Annotated in this window: 14 protein-coding genes and 1 pseudogene; 10 read left to right on the top strand and 5 right to left on the bottom strand. The window is 61.7% G+C overall.

What is annotated here, in order from left to right; all coding sequences use genetic code 11:
* Nucleotides 1-43: 43 nt before the first annotated feature.
* The 3 genes from GWC77_RS13520 to GWC77_RS13510 form a co-directional block, all read right to left on the bottom strand.
* Nucleotides 44-1,177, bottom strand: coding sequence for a substrate-binding domain-containing protein (locus GWC77_RS13520; RefSeq protein WP_173257500.1), 1,134 nt, complete (start codon nucleotides 1,175-1,177; stop codon nucleotides 44-46).
* Nucleotides 1,178-1,330: 153 nt separating this feature from the next.
* Complete coding sequence (locus GWC77_RS13515; protein ID WP_254366946.1) at nucleotides 1,331-2,029, bottom strand: type III effector; 699 nt, start codon at nucleotides 2,027-2,029, stop codon at nucleotides 1,331-1,333.
* A 146-nt stretch (nucleotides 2,030-2,175) separates the two neighbouring features.
* Nucleotides 2,176-4,092 (bottom strand): SMP-30/gluconolaconase/LRE-like region family protein, encoded by a 1,917-nt coding sequence (locus GWC77_RS13510; RefSeq protein WP_173257498.1) that lies wholly within the window; start codon nucleotides 4,090-4,092, stop codon nucleotides 2,176-2,178.
* Nucleotides 4,093-4,364: 272 nt separating this feature from the next.
* Between GWC77_RS13510 and GWC77_RS30300 the strand changes: the two are divergent.
* The 3 genes and pseudogenes from GWC77_RS30300 to GWC77_RS13500 form a co-directional block, all read left to right on the top strand.
* A pseudogene (locus GWC77_RS30300) lies at nucleotides 4,365-5,162 on the top strand (hypothetical protein); the annotation flags it as partial.
* A 138-nt stretch (nucleotides 5,163-5,300) separates the two neighbouring features.
* Complete coding sequence (locus GWC77_RS29580) at nucleotides 5,301-5,483, top strand: hypothetical protein (protein ID WP_254366944.1); 183 nt, start codon at nucleotides 5,301-5,303, stop codon at nucleotides 5,481-5,483.
* A gap of 144 nt (nucleotides 5,484-5,627) precedes the next feature.
* On the top strand, nucleotides 5,628-7,100 hold the full coding sequence (locus tag GWC77_RS13500) for a trypsin-like peptidase domain-containing protein (protein WP_173257494.1): 1,473 nt from the start codon (nucleotides 5,628-5,630) through the stop codon (nucleotides 7,098-7,100).
* A 34-nt stretch (nucleotides 7,101-7,134) separates the two neighbouring features.
* Here the strand turns inward: GWC77_RS13500 and GWC77_RS13495 are convergent, their stop codons facing one another.
* Entirely contained in the window at nucleotides 7,135-7,365 is a 231-nt protein-coding gene (locus GWC77_RS13495; protein WP_173257492.1) for a hypothetical protein, read from the bottom strand.
* Between the two features lie 254 nt (nucleotides 7,366-7,619).
* Between GWC77_RS13495 and GWC77_RS13490 the strand changes: the two genes are divergently transcribed.
* From GWC77_RS13490 to GWC77_RS13470, 5 genes are all read left to right on the top strand, one after another.
* Nucleotides 7,620-8,267, top strand: coding sequence for a response regulator transcription factor (locus GWC77_RS13490; RefSeq protein WP_173257490.1), 648 nt, complete (start codon nucleotides 7,620-7,622; stop codon nucleotides 8,265-8,267).
* 34 nt (nucleotides 8,268-8,301) lie between these two features.
* Complete coding sequence (locus GWC77_RS13485; RefSeq protein WP_254366943.1) at nucleotides 8,302-10,044, top strand: sensor histidine kinase; 1,743 nt, start codon at nucleotides 8,302-8,304, stop codon at nucleotides 10,042-10,044.
* A 159-nt stretch (nucleotides 10,045-10,203) separates the two neighbouring features.
* Entirely contained in the window at nucleotides 10,204-12,252 is a 2,049-nt protein-coding gene (gene fusA, locus GWC77_RS13480) for an elongation factor G (RefSeq protein ID WP_173257486.1), read from the top strand.
* Nucleotides 12,253-12,335: 83 nt separating this feature from the next.
* Complete coding sequence (locus GWC77_RS13475) at nucleotides 12,336-12,878, top strand: DUF488 family protein (protein WP_173257484.1); 543 nt, start codon at nucleotides 12,336-12,338, stop codon at nucleotides 12,876-12,878.
* Between the two features lie 57 nt (nucleotides 12,879-12,935).
* A complete protein-coding gene (locus tag GWC77_RS13470) occupies nucleotides 12,936-13,427 on the top strand; it encodes a VOC family protein (protein ID WP_173257482.1) in 492 nt (163 codons plus the stop codon).
* A gap of 2 nt (nucleotides 13,428-13,429) precedes the next feature.
* Here GWC77_RS13470 and GWC77_RS13465 read toward each other — a convergent pair whose 3' ends face one another.
* Entirely contained in the window at nucleotides 13,430-15,337 is a 1,908-nt protein-coding gene (locus GWC77_RS13465; protein WP_173257480.1) for a bifunctional diguanylate cyclase/phosphodiesterase, read from the bottom strand.
* Nucleotides 15,338-15,632: 295 nt separating this feature from the next.
* Between GWC77_RS13465 and GWC77_RS13460 the strand changes: the two genes are divergently transcribed.
* The gene (locus GWC77_RS13460; RefSeq protein WP_173257477.1) at nucleotides 15,633-16,865 is read left to right on the top strand and encodes a lipopolysaccharide assembly protein LapB; all 1,233 of its coding nucleotides are present in this window, start codon (nucleotides 15,633-15,635) and stop codon (nucleotides 16,863-16,865) included.
* Nucleotides 16,866-17,008: 143 nt separating this feature from the next.
* A complete protein-coding gene (locus GWC77_RS13455; protein ID WP_173257475.1) occupies nucleotides 17,009-17,650 on the top strand; it encodes a DsbA family oxidoreductase in 642 nt (213 codons plus the stop codon).
* Nucleotides 17,651-17,657: the final 7 nt, after the last annotated feature.

Genomic DNA, 17,657 nt, shown 5'->3' with positions numbered 1-17,657 from the left:
CCCTTTTCGGCCGCGGCAACGATGCGCGGCCAAGCTCAAGCGTTCAGTTGTTCTGGCTGCTCTGCTTCGCAATTTCCTCGGCGGAGAACCCGATATTGCAACTGGGGAAGTTGTTGCCGGCGAAGAAGCTGCCCGGCAGTTTGGGGAAGACGTTCTTGTCCGGCGTAAAAGGCGAATAGTCGACCGAAGTGGGCAGCGCGATGCTTTGCGGCACCACTTTGCCTTGCAGCGCCGCAATCGCGGTTTTGATCGCCACCGCGCTTTGCGCCGGCCCGGTACCGCCCGACTGGCAGGTCAGGTTTGCCTTGTCGCACAGCATCCGATAAGCGTTCTCCGTCTCGCCGGAGATCGGCGCCTTGAACTTGCCCGCATCGAGCATGGCCTGCACCGTGCCTTGGGAGCCGCCCTGCACATAGATACCGTCGAAAATGCCGCCCGCGGCGATCGCATCCGCGGTCGCCTTCTGCGCGTCGCCCGGGGCCCAGTTGCCGATCACGTCGACTACCTTGACCTTACGGCCCGACTTGTCGAGTACTTCATGAAAGCCCTTGTCGCGGGCGAGATCCACCGGTTGGCCGGACGGTCCGCGTACGTGCAGGAACGTCAGATCGCCGCTCTTCTTTTTGGCTTCCTTCAGCAAGAACGTCGCCGCCATTTCACCGAGCCCGACCTGGTTCACGTTGACCGAGATTTGATCGGGGCTGTCGATGACGTTATCGAACGATACGACGACGACACCCTTCGCATTGGCCTTGCGCACCACGCCCTTGAAAGCCGCGGAATTGTTGGCATCGACGATGATGGCATCGAAGCCTTGATCGATGAAATTGTTGGCGGCCGCAATCTGCGCCGAGATGTCCTGGCCAACCGAGACGACCTTGAATTCCTTGATGTCGTTTTTGACCGCCGGCTGGGAAACATAAGCTTTGGCAACGCGGATCATCTGCACGCGCCAGTCATTGGCAATAAAACCGTTGACGAGCGCGATTCGATAGGGGCCCGGTTTGGCCGGCCACTGGAAGTACTTCGTGTCGGCCGCCTGCGGCTTGAAACAGCCCGGATCGGCGCCGGGCCCGCTGATCACCTTCGGGCCTTGCGCAACTGCTGGAGTCGATAACGCGACCGCCATCAGTGCGCCAACGATCATGGGATGCAGAGCTTTATGCCAAGCTTTCATTGACCTATCCCCATCGAAAGGTATATCGCCGCAATGCGGGCAAGTGTGGAGAGTGGCGATTGCCCTGTCAAGAAGTGAGAGGGATCGTCACTTAATGGGATGTCGTGGAGCAGGTCGTATTTTGCGCTGCAGCAGCGGGCGTCGCACCGCCGATCAATTCCCGTCCGACGGCTTTTCTCCGCTGTCCTCCGTTCTGAAACCGGCCATCTGTTCGGCCAGATCCTGCGGCCGCGCGTGCCGTTCGGGGTGTACATCCCAGTCGAACACCGTGCGCGCCACCTCTGCGTGGCCATGAACGCAATTACTCGAGTCGGCGCCGCTCGTCTCGTATTCGGGATAAATCGGCTGCCGCTGAACTGCCTTCATACGCGCGAGTTGATCATCCGTCATCTCCCCATGGTCGATTACGCGCGACGCCGATTGCGGATCGATGAGCTTGTCGTCACCCGCCTTGATTGCCGGGCCCTTCAGAGCATTGACGCGAAACGGCGTGCCATCGGGCAGATAGCCGCTCACCTTGGAGCGGCGTACCTTCGGTGCATGCGGATCGGTGCGTCGCGAATGTCCGATGGCGCGCGCCAACTCCGGCTCTCTTGCGCGCTCGGCTTCCGACGTTTGATATTGGATGTGTCCGGGATCCGTGACGTCGCCTGCTTCATTGATCTTCGTGTCGCTCACCACCGTGCTGACGCGCCTGCCCGGCAGCGCCGACAACATGGGCGAGACGCTGCGAGCCCGTGAGGCACCTTGGGAAGGCTCTTGTTCGGCCGTGCGGTTGTTCGTCCTTTTTCCAGCGGTGCTGCCCGTCTGGCTAAGCGCTCTCGCGGCGCGGCCCACTCCTCTGCCATGCATTCGGCCCTCTCCGTTGTCGCGATTTATCGTCGGAGTATCGGGTCGAGGCCGTTGTCATGTTTCAAGCGGCAGCGTAAAACCGCTCCCGCCAGCGAAATGTGGGGCGTCCCCTTCGGTATCGGGCCCGAGCGAAGAATCGACCGATTTCAAGGCCTCCATCGATACACGACGACACTGGATCCGTTGTAGTTGTCCTTCGCGATCAGGTACTCCCCGTTCGTTCTCAGATAGGCCCGCAGTCCATACATCGAATCCACGTCGTTGCCGACGTCGATCCTGCCTTCCCTGCTGTTGGTCAGCGTCGCCACTCGCTGGCCGCCGCTCAGGCTGAATACGTCGATGTTCGGCACCGTATGGACGTACCCCACGAAAAGATAGTCTCCAGCGGCTGCAAGCGACTTCGCGCTCGCGTTGTCCAGTACCACGACCGGGTTCGGTCTACGGGTGTTGCCGGCAAGCCAACCGTGATAGACCTCGATGCGCTCGCTCATCTGCGTCCAGTCGAGCGTACTGCCGCTGCCCTGCGCCAGAATCATCGTGTCGCTCTCGGGCAAGTAAACGATTCGCACGAGCGGACGAACGCTGGCCGGGACGGGGATCGTTTCGGGCGGGCTCCACCTCGGTTTCCCATCGGCGCCGAACCCGAGAAGCCGGTAGTGGTAGATCGCGTCGGTCTTATCGAGCGCTGCCCAGACGTCGCCCTTGCTGTCCAGGCAAAAGCCTCCTGTCACTTCCCGCACCGTATCGAACAAGTCGCCGGGCAACGAGCCGTCCGGTATGGCGATATATCCATGCGCGGGATTGAAATGAAAGAAATGAAACGTTCTAGGGTTTTGACTTGCCGCGACCAGAATGAGATTCCCTCCCACGCGGGCCAGTTGTCCGAAATGCTCACCGCGCTGGCTGCCGTCGAGGCGCGGGTCCGAGGGAAACTCGAACGGATCGACGGTATTGGCAAAAAAGACGCCGCCCGACTTTCCACGATAGATGTTCGTACCGCTGTAAAAATCGGTGGCATCGTTACCGGGATCGGGTGCGGCAATCGCTTCGAAATTGAGCGAATGCAATTCCCACTGCATTCGACCGGCCCTGTCATACGCCCGGATATCGGTGCCGCCGGTCCGGGCGAGGTCCCATCCACTACCCCAGGGATTGTTGAGGACATAGAGATTGCCGCTGTCATCGCGTCCGATCCCTACCACGCGATTGAAGCGTTTCTCGCCCGTTTGCCCTTTGATGCCCGTCGAGGTATCGAGGTAGCCGCCGCGCACACCGAATGTGCCCACGAGTCTGGGAAGCCCGTTCGAAAACGAATATCGCTTGATGTTCAAATCGGGGCCTTCGTCGCCCACCAGCAGCTGCTTCGAGGTCGAATCCCAGAAAAGCGCGGACGGCCGCGATTCCTCCGGCAAACGAATGGCCGTCAATTGACGCCCGGCCGCGCTGAACTCGACGATTTCGCCCTCGTCTTTCCGGGCAACCCAGACATTTCCGGCATCGTCCGCGGTCAGCGCGCCCGGTTTCTGAAAAGCGATATCGCGCTGCCAGATGCCATCGACGGTATAGATGCGAACCCGGCTGCCGGGAAAGTCACTCGCGTAGACCAACGATTTCGACGCCGCAAGACCGGCGATTCGATCGGCATGAACGCCGACACTCGCATTGCTGACCTGGAACACCCGGTCGCGCAAGCCAGTCGTTCGATCGAAACGTCCGACCGCCCCGCTGCCGGCACGCGCGCTCGACTGCAACTCCGCAAAGATCGAGGTGGCATTTCCGGCGATGGCCCCGCCTTGAACGTCGTTGTGCCGGCCGATGGAGCCGATCGTTTTACCGTTGCGATAGATTCCGATACCGCCCGCGCTCTCGTCCCACATCGATGCCGTATAGATCGTGCCGTCAGGCGCGACCCACATCGAACGGGCCGCATTGCCGACATGCTCGGCGAGCGAACCGTAAGAATTCGCGAGCCAGTCCGTGGTGTATCCCGCGGCACATGACGGCGCAACCGCCGCGACCATGGCGCCGAAAAGCGCCATACGCATTATTTTGTTTTTCAGCATCGATTTTTGTCCTGAGCTTGCTCGCGAACTTCAATCATAGCAACCGGAATTTGTTGAAAAATTCCCGCAAGCCTTACGCATATTTTTTATTCAATATAGTTAAAACGATCGCTGACGATAACGCGCGCCGTGCCCGCGAAACGCGATCGGAGAAGACTTGATTGCGTTCGCAGCGCCCGCGCTTCGTATCGGTATCGCGGCGGCGTCAGCTTACGTGCTATTTCTTTTGGTTTTATGTTTTGCGCCGCGACCTCTCGCGCCGCACGCAGACGATGCAACGTTTTTTCGTCCAACACATTTCGCACAGAGACGCGGCAGAGGTCGCTCAACAATCGACCTTCGCGTCGCCTTTTCGAAGCCGGAACTCGGCTGTTCCGGCCCAGCGGGCGGCGCCGGCGGCGACATCGAAAGGGGCACTGGCCGGATTACCTGTGTCGCGCATCGGCACATGCAGGCCCGATCGCTCGGAGCCCGACGTCGCCAGGCGCAGCGCGACGTCTTTTGCGGCTCCCGGCAACAAGGCGCATGTGCCTACCGTGAGAGATGCGTTGGTCGCTGCGCTCCTTTCCAGAGCGCAGATGCTTGTCTTGTCGAAGGGGAGGTATGAACCGCTTGTCGTGCGGTATATGCAGGACAAGCATGGCATCCATATCGAGCCGTCGGGGGATGCAATAGCAGGTGAGGTTTTCATAAACCGCGGAGCGAAGCGATTCAAATACATGCGGGATGCCGAAATTCCGAATTTCGTCGCCCGCCGTGAACTGAGCGTCGGCTTCGCGGGCTCCCACCAGGTACATGGCGCTCGGGCGGCCGGCGCCCCACCCGGGCTGCGCGATATTCCGGTGATCGCGCATCCGACTGCACGATTCGTTTTGGCGGCGCATGAAGCCAACATCGATATCCTCCTCAAAAAAATCAGCAACGGACAAACGCTGATACTCACGACGGAATATGTTCCATCGGGTCGTCGCATCGCGGCCGAGAAAGGATGGCCCGTGTATCTTTACCGCTCCGGCAAAGGCATGGCGGAAATCGACGCCGGGGAGTTCCCAGAGCGATTCGATGGCGTAATCGCAATCGCCGACACCGGAAATACGCTTGCCGCGAACGACCTTCACATAGTTCGGGAATTCGATCCCCTTGCGCCGCTTGCGATCCATTTGCTATGGCAAGCAAAGGACCGCAAAGGCAGTGGTCGAACCAGTAGCATGGAGCTGCTCGACGTTCCGTCGGAGAGCCCGGAACGGCAAGCCCGATGGAATCCTTGGCTCGACGGCTCGCACGCCGACAGAATCAAGAAGATGCTTGCCGCCCCGCATCGGCAGGCCCGCACCGAGCACAGCCAGACCGGGAATGAATGGCCGTCAGGTCGCATCGAAGACCCCCGATAAATACTTGAGCGGTTTCGTGCGCTCTCTCACAGGCGGCGAAACATCCGGGAGCAACAATGAATGTACGGACACGCGAGGCCGGCCTCCGCTCTTTCGAGCGGTAGCGTCCCCTTTGTGCCCAACGCCAACCCAATGGAGCGAGCCGTGAGTATCAAGACTTCGGGAACCGCCCATCCGGCCTTACACGGCATGGCTGCGGCGTCATTATTCTGCGTTACGCTCTGGGTGCTGCCGCTGTCGACCTACGCGGCACCGCCCGCCTCCTCACCCGCCAAGACTATTCGTCCCTCGCCCGACAGCGGCAGCCGCAACGGCAGCATTGAAAGCGCACCCAACTACGCGATGTTCGTCGACCGATACGGGCCCGCCGTCGTCAATATCCGTGCAGCGGGCGACGCGGACCGACCGGCGCAACTCGACGCGATCGCCCCCGACGATCCGATCGGCGCCCTTCTTCAGCCCTCTGCCTCGCAACAGGATCAATCCTCGCCCGCTCGTGTCATGTGGGGGCGCGGGTCGGGGTTCATCGTCAGCCCCGATGGGCTCGTCGTGACGACGGCACACACCGTGAACCGCGCGGACGAGGTCACGGTGACGCTGACCGACCGGCGCCAGTTCAAGGCACGCGTGCTCGGCGTCGATCCGCGAACCGATGTCGCGCTGCTTCAAATGCAAGGCGCGTCGAAACTCCCTGTCGTGCGGCTTGGCGACGCTGCGAGGGTAAACACCGGGGAGCCCGTGTTGACGATCGGCGCGCTCGAGGGCGCGCAAAACACGGTCACTGCGGGGATCGTCAGCGTCGCGCCACATGTGTTGCCCGACGGCACGACGTTCCCGTTCTTTCAGACCGAGATTGCCGTGAACCCCGATAACTCGGGCGGTCCCCTGCTGAACCGAGACGGCGCGGTAATCGGCGTGGACGTGCAGCTTTACGTCGACGCACCACGCTATCAAACGATGACGTTCGCCATCCCGATCAAGGCGGCAATCGAACTGCGTACACATTTGCTGGGTCAGGCGAAGGTCGGCGGCGGCAGTCTCGGCATTGCTACGCAGGATCTCGATCCCGGTCTGGCGACGGCGTTCGGCCTATCGCGACCGCAAGGCGTACTCGTCACGCTCGTCGCGCCGACGACGCACGGCACCGCTGCCAACGGTCTGAGGGCCGGCGATGTCATCACGCATGTCAACGGAAAGAGCGTCGATCACGCCGCCGACTTGCGCGATGCCGTCGCGGAGCTGGCGCCAGGCTCGAAGGTCACGCTGAAAATCGTCCGCAACAACAAGCCGATGGCGTTGAGTGCAACGGTAGCCGCGTCCGCCGACGCCGCGGCACCCAGCAGCGACGATCTCGACCGGGTCGGTCTAGCCGTCCATCCGCTCAGCGAAGCGGAACGGCATGCAAGCGGGGTCGAAGCCGGTTTGCTCGTCGACGCGGCCTCCGGTCTCGCGGCGGATGCCGGCATCGAGCCCGGCGATATCGTGGTGTCGGTGAACGGAAAGCCCGTTGCGTCTCGCGAAGCGTTGGCCGCGCTCGTCGCCGCGAGCCCGAAGGTCGCCGCGTTGCTGATCGTTCGCGATAACACGCGTACGTTCGTGTCGCTGAAATCGAGGTAGCGCGGCCCGCGCCGGGCGAAACCGGTTTGCTCCGTTACCGGCCGGCGCCCGGCTCCGGCGCCGCGAAGCTTCCCGTATCCCTCAGGCGCGCCACGGTCCTCGCGCCCAAAAGCGTCAACACGGGCCGGCCGCGCCCGCCGCCCGTGTGTTCGATATCGATCAACTCGCGCGCAACGAGCGACGCGACGTTCGAGTCGTCGATATCGACGCGCTCCGGCGCGTCCGTGGCGACAAATAGCAAAGCGATCTCATGCGGCGTCAGCATTCCGCTCCCCATGTCGGATCGATCGTCGAAAGTGCACGCAGTTTGGCTCAAGCGCCCCGCTCCCGAAACCGGACTCGGGCGGAATGTCGGGTAGGACTTCCTTACTCGCATGTAGGGATATTCCTATTCGTCTGACACGAGACCCGCTAGCGGCAAACGCACGTTCCCTAGCTTTTTCCAGCCTTTCAATTGCGCCCTCTCATGAAAAGAACCACACTTTCAAGACGCACGAGAATGCGTATGAGAGGCGCCTGATGATCAAGGTCCTACTCGCGGACGACCACACCGTCGTGCGGCAGGGGCTGCGCCATATTCTCGAGACGGCCGGGGATTTCGAGGTCGTCGGTGAGGCGGGGGATGGCGCGGCGGCGCTCGATCTGGCTAATCGCGTCGACGCCGACGTGCTGCTCCTCGATTTGTCGATGCCCGAATGCACGGGACTGGACTTGATCAGCCATATCCGTGAGGCAGCGCCGCAATTGCGCATCCTCATCGTGACGATGCATGCCGAGCAACAATACGTCGCCCGCGCTTTCAGTGCGGGGGCCGCGGGCTACATGACGAAGGAAAGCGCCGGGCTCGAACTCATCTCGGCGCTCAAAAAGCTTGCTACCGGCGGCGTCTATATCAGCGTGCCGATCGCCGAACGGCTCGCGGGCCGGTTGCGCGAGCCTGGGCAGGCGTCGGCTCATCAGCGGCTTTCGCGGCGTGAACTCGACGTACTGCGTCGCCTCGCCCGGGGCAAGTCGGTCACTGAAATCGCCACCGAACTCGACCGTAGCGTGAAAACGGTCAGCACATACAAGCAGCGTATCCTCGAAAAACTGAAGCTGCCGCATGAGGCCGCGCTGATTCGCTACGCGGTTCGTCATCATCTGATCGATGCCGAGGAAGAAGAATAGGCAAACATCGGCCATCCGCCGCGCGGTGACGCAAATGAACGAGTTGCCCGACCCATCCCAGATGTTCATGTCGACGTCGCCGCCCGGGCCTCGCGACAGGCGGCTCGCTGCGGGGATCATGGGCGTCTCGGCCGCACTCTTCATCGCACTGGTTCCGTTCGCCGATCGCCCGCTACCGGAGGTATGGGCGTTCATCCCGCTCTATCAAGCGGCTTTGATCGTCAATGATTTCGTCACAGCGGCGCTTTTAGTCGGACAGTTCGCGATCCTGGGTTCAACCGCGCTGCTCGTTCTCGCGTTCGGTTACCTGTTCACCGGCTTCATGGGCAGCGCTCACGCGCTTACGTTTCCGGGCCTCTTCACGACAACCGGGTTGCTTGGCGCAGGAGAACAAACGACTGCATGGCTTTATATGTTCTGGCACGGCGCCTTTCCCATCGCAATCGCAGCCTACGCCCTTTGGAAGCCTACCGCCCATGTGCGCAGCGGCGCCTGCGCAGTCTGGATCGCAGCCTGCGTCGTCGCAGCGTTGCTGGCAACGAGTGCGCTCGTGACACTGACCACAACGGGCCACGCTCTGCTGCCCCGCATCATGGCGGGTCACCGCATGACACCCTCAGTGCTGGTCGTCGTCTGGACGGTATGGGGGCTCAATCTCGCCGCGCTCGTCATCTTGTGGCAACGGCGGCCACACGCCATTCTCGATATCTGGTTGATGGTCGCGCTAGGCGCGTGGCTTTTCGACATCGCCCTCTCGTCCATTTTCAATCGAGGCCGATTCGATTTGGGCTTCTACGCCGGGCGCATCTACGGGCTGCTCGCCTCGTCGACCGTGCTCTTCGCGCTGCTCTTCGAGCATGCCAAGCTCTATGCGCACGTCGTCAATGCCCTGGCGGCAGAACGGACCGAACACCTGCTCGTGCAGGAGAAAACAGCGCAGATCAACGAGGCGAACGCGCGGCTCGAGCATCGTGTGGCTGCGCGCACGCGCGAACTGACCGCGTCGAATGCGGAACTGCGTCGCGAGATCGCGGAGCGCGAGCGCGCCGAGCGAGCCTTGAAAACATCGCGCGAGGAAGTGCGTGAGCTGTCGGCCACCTGCGCCACCGCGCGGGAGGCCGAACGGCGCCGCATCGCACGCGAGCTCCACGACGAACTCGGACAAACGCTCGGCATGCTGAAAATCGACCTCGATTGGCTCATGGACAATGTTCCGCAAGACGACGCTCACGTCGCCCGAAAGATTGCCTCGATGCATACGCTGTTGAGCGGGACGATCAAGTCCGCTCGGCGCATCGCCTCGGACCTCCGTCCGCTGGTACTCGACGATCTTGGATTCGTGGCCGCGACGCGCTGGCTCGTGACGAACGTCGAGCAACGATACGGCATTCATTGCAAACTGACCTTCCACCCGGCCGATCCCGCGCTCGTCGAGCCTTACGCCACTGCCGCCTTTCGAATCGTTCAGGAGGCGCTCACCAACATCGCACGTCACGCGCAAGCGTCGCACGCCGACATTACTGTCGCGCTCAGCGACAGCCAACTCCTGCTGCGGGTCCGCGACAACGGGATCGGATTCGATTTAACCCGCCCGCGAAAGAGCGGATCGTACGGACTCATTGGACTGCGCGAGCGCGCCTATCTGCTGGGAGGCACCTTCGAGATCGAGGCTTCGCCCGGCAACGGCACGAGCGTCGAAGTCCGCATCCCGCTGGAAACAAGCCGCAACAACACGGAGCCGTGGGCGAGCGGCGCCCGCAGCACCGGACAGGCTTAACGTCATTCGTATTACAAAACAGAAAGCGCCCCGGCTGGCCGAGCGCGGCGCCTTGCCTCGCGCAACGCGGGGCATCGAACGCCGTCGAGGGCCGATTGCTGGCGACGTTCGCCGTTTTCGCCAATAATGCGTCGATAACAATCGCAGGACGGAGGCGCCATGGAATATTCCCCCGAAGCCATTCGTACCGTCGCGGTGGTCGGTCACACCGGTTGCGGCAAGACTTCGCTCGTCGAAGCGCTCCTCCACGAAAGCGGTACGATCCATGCGCCAGGCAGCGTCGAGCGCGGCACCACGGTCTGCGATTTCGATCCGCTCGAGCGCAAATATCACCATTCGCTGAGTTCGGCGATCGCGCACGTCGATTACCGCGACACCCGCATCTATCTGGCCGATACCCCGGGTTATCCCGACTTCTCGGGCCTGTCGATCAGTGCGCTGCCCGCCGTGGAGACAGCGGCCATCGTCATCAACGCACGCGCCGGCATCGAAATGACGACGCGGCGCATGATGGCCTGGGCTCAGGCGCGCAAGCTGTGCCGAATCATCGTCGTCAATGGCATCGACGGCGAGAAGGTCGATCTGCCCGATATCGTCGCTCAGATTCAGGATACGTTCGGCAAAGCGTGCCTGCCGATCAATCTGCCCGCCCAGGGTGCGCAAGCGGTGGTCGACTGCTTCTTCAATCCTTCGGGCGAATCGGACTTCCTGACGGTAGCCGCGGCGCACGATGCGCTCATCGATCAGGTGATCGAGCTCGATGCGAATCTGATGGAGCTCTATCTCGAACAAGGCGAAGCGATCAGCCCCGAACAGCTGCATGAGCCGTTCGAGCGCGCGTTGCGCGAAGGGCATCTGGTGCCGATTTGCTTCACCTCCGCCGCCACGGGCGCCGGCATTCGCGAACTCCTCGATATCTTCGTGAAGCTGTTGCCGAGTCCGCTCGAAGGCAACCCGCCTCTTTTTTATCGCGACGTCGATGGCCGTCGCGAGGCCGTTCAAGCTCAACCGCTCGCGGACAAACATGTGCTCGCGCACGTATTCAAGATCGTGGTGGATCCGTACATCGGCAAAATGGCCGTGTTCCGGATTCATCAAGGCACGGTTCGGCGCGACAGCCAGCTCTATATCGGCGACGCACGCCAACCGTTCAAGGTCGCGCATTTGATGACGCTCCAGGGCAAGGAACACGTCGAGATAGCGCGCGCGGGACCGGGCGATATCTGCGCGACGGCCAAGGTCGACGAGATCGGCTTCGATGCCGTTCTTCACGACTCCCCCGACGACGGCAATATTCATCTCGCGCCGCTCGCGTTTCCCACACCGATTTACGGCCTCGCGATCGAGCCCGAGCGCCGCGGCAACGAGCAGCGCCTGTGGGAAATCCTTCAGAAGCTGACGGCCGAAGACCCTTGCTTGCGAATCGAACATTCGGGCAACAACGAAACGGTCGTACGCGGTCTTGGCGAGCTGCATCTGCGACACATGCTGGAACGGCTCGCCGATCAATACAAGGTCTCCGTGCTCACCCGGCCTCCCAGGATCGCGTATCGGGAAACGATCGTCGCGCAAGCGGAAGGACATCATCGGCACAAGAAGCAGACCGGCGGCGCCGGACAATTCGGCGAAGTCATGTTGCGCGTCGAACCCTTGCCGCGTGGCAGCGGCTACGAATTCGTCGATGCGGTCAAAGGCGGCGCCATTCCCGGTCAATTCATGCCGGCCGTCGAGAAAGGGATCCTGCAGGCGATGGAAAGCGGGCCGCTGGCCGGCTTCCCGATGCAGGACGTGCGTGTGACGGTTTACGACGGCAAGAGCCACCCCGTCGATTCGAAGGAAGTTGCGTTCGTCACGGCGGGACGCAAGGCGTTCATCGACGCCGCGCTGAAGGCGCAGCCTCTCGTCCTCGAGCCGATCGTCAATATCGAAGTGATGACGCCCGAGGCGGCCATCGGCGACATCATCGGCGACCTGTCCACGCGCCGCGCCCAGGTACAAGGCACGCGCGCACTCGCCGGACACGCCGTCGTGGTAACGGGAAAGGTGCCGCTATCGGAGCTGACCGATTATCAGTCCCGCCTCAACGCCATAGCCGGAGGACATGGCAACTACAGCATCGAATTCAGTCACTACGACGCGATCCCGCCCAATCAGCAGGAGCGGCTCGCCGCGGAATATCGCAAGCAACACGAAGCTGCGGCGCAGTGAATGCGCCGTCCAGGGCGTGCCTCGATTGACGTGGCGCGAGACTTGCGCACCGACTCAGACCGCCCTCGTCCACACCTTCTGCGATGCGACACCCGTTTTTCACGATCGGTCATTCGACACGCACGCTCGACGAGTTCGTGGGCCTGCTCGAGGCCTCCGATATCGAACTGCTCGTCGATGTGCGCAGCTTTCCGCGCTCGCGAACGAACCCGCAGTTCAACGTGGACACGCTGCCGGATGCGCTGGCGGCGCACGGAATCGAGTACCGTCATCTGCGGGAGCTCGGCGGACGGCGAGGCAAATCGCAGCGCACCGAGCCTTCGGCGAATGGATACTGGACGCATCCCGCGTTTCGCAACTATGCCGACTACGCATGCACCGCGACCTTCGCGCAAGGCTTGGCCGCGCTGCTCGACTTGGGCGCGCGCAAGCGCTGCGCCATCATGTGTTCCGAGGCCGTCTGGTGGCGCTGTCATCGCCGCATCATTACCGACTACTTGCTGGCGCGCGGCGAAACGGTCAGACACATACTGGGGGATCGTCATGTGGAAGCCGCCACCATGACGCCGAGCGCTCAACCTCAGCCGGACGGCACCATCGTCTATCCTGCCGGCACGCAGTCGTGATCAGGCACGATCCGCGTGCCGCCGGCTCCATACGAAAGACGCGAAAAGGAGAAACGCATGTCGAAGATCAAGCAGAAAATCGCCCCTTTTCTCTGGTTCGAAGACCAGGCCGAAGAAGCGGCGCGCTTTTATACGTCGGTATTCGACGATAGTCGCATTATCGACATCAATCGCTACCCGGACGCCGTGCCCGACAAAGCCGGTTCGGTCATGCTCGTCACGTTCGAGCTCGCAGGCCAGGTGTTCTATGCCCTGAACGCCGGGGCGCACCAGAAGTTCAACGATGCCATCTCGCTTCTGGTCGATTGCGAAACGCAAAATGAAATCGACGCCCTGTGGGCGAAGCTCACCGCGGGCGGCGAAGAACGGCCGTGCGGTTGGCTAAGCGATCGCTACGGCGTGTCATGGCAAGTCGCGCCGACGCGGCTTCTCGAACTGATATCGGACGAAGATCGCGCGGTTGCTTCGGCGGCCATGCGCGCAATGTTCGAGATGAAGAAAATCGTGCTGGCGGATATCGAGCGCGCGGTCGCCGCACTCGGTCGGTGAGATCACTGAGGTTCGAGGTGAACAAGCGCCTCCGAGCGCGCTGGCCGGCCGAGGAGAAAGCCCTGCGCGTGCGTACAACCGCAAGCGCGGACGAAGTCGAGTTGCTCGTTCGTCTCGACGCCCTCGGCCGTCGTCGGCATCCCGAGTTCGCGTGCCAGTGCAACGATTCCGCGTACGACCGCCGCCGATTTGCTCTGATGCACGGCCGTTTTGACGAACGATCCATCGATCTTGAGCTTGTCGAACGAAAAGCGCACGAGCGTCGACATCGTCGAGTACCCCGTGCCGAAGTCGTCCAGTACGAGCCCGACTCCCTGTGCCCGCAGGTTCGCCAAATTCCGGCGCGTGTGCACGTCGTCGCTCAGAAACACGCTTTCCGTGACTTCGATATTCAGCCGCTGCGGCGGCAGGCCCGTTGTCTTCAGCACCGTTGCAACGGTCGATGCGAACGAGGCCTCGGTCAATTGAACCGGCGATACATTGACAGCAACCACTGCGGCATCGGGCCAACTCAGTGCATCGATGCACGATTGGCGCAGCGCCCACTCGCCGAGCGGCACGATCAATCCGGTTCGCTCGGCGATCGGAATGAAGGCGGCCGGCAACAACTCACCCCGACTCGGATGCGTCCAACGGAGCAATGCCTCGCGGCCTGTCACCACCCTCGTGGCGATCTCGACGACAGGCTGGTACTCCATGCGCAAGCCCCTGAAAGTGCGCAGCGCGCCTTCGAGATCGCTGCGCATGAGACTCAGTTCTTCGTTCGTTGCATGCGCCGAGGGATTGAAAACGGCCGACGCGCTCTTGCCGCTGCGCTTCACCGCATACAACGCCCGGTCCGCGCAGATCAGCAACTGGGCGCCGGTATCGCCGTGATCGGGGTAGAGCGCAATACCGACGCTCGCACCGACATGCACCGTGGCATCGCTCAATACGAACGGCTGTGAAAGCGCCTTGACGATGCGATCGGCAAGCGCGGACGCGTCGGCCGACAACGTCGTACCGTCGGACACGACGACAAACTCGTCGCCGGCCAGACGCCCGACGAGTTCGCCTTGCGGAGCGATCTCGCACAAGCGCGCCGCCGCACCTTGCAGAATCTCGTCCCCCGCAGCGTGACCGAGGCTGTCGTTGATGGCCTTGAAGCCATCGAGGTCGATCAGCAAAACGGCGAATGCGTGGGCTCGGCGCGGCGAAGCGACGCTCGTTCGCTCGAGCAAAAACTCGCTGATACGGGCGCGATTCGGCAAACCGGTGAGACTGTCGCGATGAGCAAGCCGATGACTGCGCTCACGCGCGGCAAGCAATGCGACGGTGTCGCGATGGCTCCGCAGGGCAACGGTGAAAAATCCGGCCGCGCAAAATGGCGCTTGAAACAGCAATACCAGCTTGCCCGATCCAGGGGAAAGCGCTGCGCCCAAGCCCAACAACCCGAGGATTGCCGAAATCTGCACCAGAACGAGGCGCGGCGTACCCGCGTTGCGTCCGGCCAATCCACCGATCACGCCGACGGCGCAAACGTTTCCAAGCAGGAACAGCGTCGAGTCCCCACTGGTATTGCATAAAAACGTGCCGAAGCCGAAAAGCGCACTCCAGAGGAGGCTCGCGAAAAGAAAGAGCGCGGTGGGCGTTGACGCTTTGCGCGCGCTACGTCGACGGCATACATGAACCACCGTCAAACGCACCGCGAGCAACGCAAGCACGGCGCCGCCCCAGCCCGCATACAGGCTCCTGCGATGAAAATAGTACGCCGTTGCCGCTACACTGATTTCGCATATCGATGCAAAGACTATTTCGGGCGTGCGAGTGAATAGATTGGCTAGCAGCGTTTGTCTGTTTTCGAAGCTCAGATGCGCATCGGAGGAGACGAGCCACTTGAAAAAAGCCGACTTCGGTTCGCTAAAAGCCATATCCAACGGATTCGACGGTAGGAGGGTCGGCGTGAGCCTATCGCGCGATTATTACGTGAAATCGTAAGAATTGCCAAAGAAAGCGGAAACGGGCGAAAAAAGATCGACGCAGCGCATCGAATCATCGGCTTCGCTTCGAAGATCAACCTTTCGCGATCGAACGAACAAACCATCGTCGAGCGCTTAACGTTGCGCTCGAGGCAACGCGCTTTGCAAAACCCGATGATCCGTGTCGCCGCATTCAACGATCCGAAATTGCCGTCAAGTGTCGCCTGACCGGTCAGATAAAACCTCCATGGACAGACAATCATTGCCGCCCGATAGCGAGGTCTCCTCGATCGCCATGAATGAGTCGCTTGGGATCGAAGCAGCCGAACTCGAGGCGCGAGCGAATTGGCACTTCATGAAGCGTGAATTCCGCGATGCGCTGGCGTGTCAGTTGCAAGCCGTTGCCATCCGTCAGCGCGCAAATGACGTGACGGGTGCTGGAAATGGCGCACAAAACGCGGGTCTCCTCTATTTTCTTCTAGGCCACCACGAAGATGCGATACGCGCTTACCGCGAGGCGTTGGAATCGCGTACGAGCACAGGCGACCTTCGCGGGCGAGCCGTGGCATTGGCGCGCATGGCCGAGGTCTATCAGCATATCGGCCGACACGCCCAAGCCGTTCAACTGCTGGAGCAGTCGTTGGACCTTCTCTCACGGGCCGGCACGAGTGAAGACATCGGGACCGCGCTGAACAACATCGCCGTGTCGTACCGGGAACTGGGCGAGTGGGACAAAGCGATGCGATGCTATGAGCGATCGTTGGAGAATCGTAGAGAGACCGGCGACATCGAGGGACTCGCGGCAACGCTTCATAACCTCGGCGTCCTGTATTCCGACCAGTCGCACGACGACCAAGCCCGGAAGCTGCTCGAGGAAGCCCGCTGCCTTCGGGAAACGATGGGCGACATACAAGGAGTCGGGCAAACGACGCTTCGGCTCGGCATGCTTCACGAAAAGCATGGAGACTTCCCGGCCGCTATCGCCGCCTACGAGCGTGCGCTTGCATTGGCCCGGCGAGGGGACGTGCAAAGCAAGGACGATGAAGCCGCTGCACTGCTCAATCTCGCGGATGTCCATTCGAATCAAGGCAATATCGAGCGCGCGCTCGCGCTGCTGAGTGACGCCGAGAAGCTCTTCAACGAAACCGGCATGACGACCGGCGTGGCCATGGCGCAATACGGGCGCGGCAGCACGTTGGCGGCAGCGGGCCGTACGACCGAGGCGCTGGCCTGGTTCGAGGCGGCACAATCGCATTTCTTGCGGCTGCACGACCGGCCTCGCCTCATCTCCACGTTCATTGCCATGGGTACGCTCTTGTCGCGCACCGAGCGGCACAGGCAGGCTCGCGACGCGTTTTCGTCCGCGCTCGAATTGCAAAGACAATTGGCGCTGCGCGCCGACGAGGCGATCACGTTGCAATTGATCGATCGGGAATCCGCCGCCTTAGGCGACACCGGAACCGGTCTCAATCGCCATTAGCAGGTTCATCGTTACGGCCGGCGGTCGTCCATATCAACGGAACGCAACGAACAGGCCGCTCGCCCCCGCCTGCACGCGCCCCCGAATTGCGCTAACCTGTGCAGCGCTCGGCTGAGATTGGCCAACTTCTTACTGGCGACGCAATGACGCAGCCCCTTCGAATCGACTTCGTTTCCGATATCGCATGCCCCTGGTGCGCAATCGGCCTATCCTCGCTGCAACAGGCACTCTCCCGGCTAGGACAAGCCGTCGACGCACAGATCGTCATCCATGCGTTCGAGCTCAATCCGCAAATGCGGCCCGAAGGCGAGGCGATCGTCGATTATCTGGGCAAGAAATACGGACGCACGCCGGAAGAGATCGCCGAAACGCAGGCGGTGATCCGCGAGCGCGGCGCGAGCGTCGGCTTTACGTTCGGCCCGCGCAACAGGGTCTACAACACATTCGATGCGCATCGGCTCTTGCACTGGGCCGGCATCGAAGGCAAGCAGTTGCCGCTGAAACTCGCGCTCATGCAGGCCTATCATTCCGACGGCAAGGATCCGAGCAATCGCGACGTGCTCGTCGAAGCGGCGCAAACGGTCGGACTCGATGCCGAGCAAGCGCGCGATGTTCTGGATAGCGGCCGGTATGCCGATGAAGTCAGAGCCGAAGAACGGGATTTCCAGGCACTCGGCATCCAGTCGGTTCCGTCGATCATTTTCAATCGACGCTACCTGGTCAGCGGCGGACAGCCGGTAGAAGCATTCGAGCAAGCGATCAAAGAGGTTTTGGCGGAAACATAGTTTGCGT

This window comes from Paraburkholderia sp. NMBU_R16 (genome assembly GCF_013282575.1).
In the GTDB taxonomy this organism is placed as follows: domain Bacteria; phylum Pseudomonadota; class Gammaproteobacteria; order Burkholderiales; family Burkholderiaceae; genus Trinickia.
This window is presented reverse-complemented; position numbering and strand designations above follow the sequence as displayed.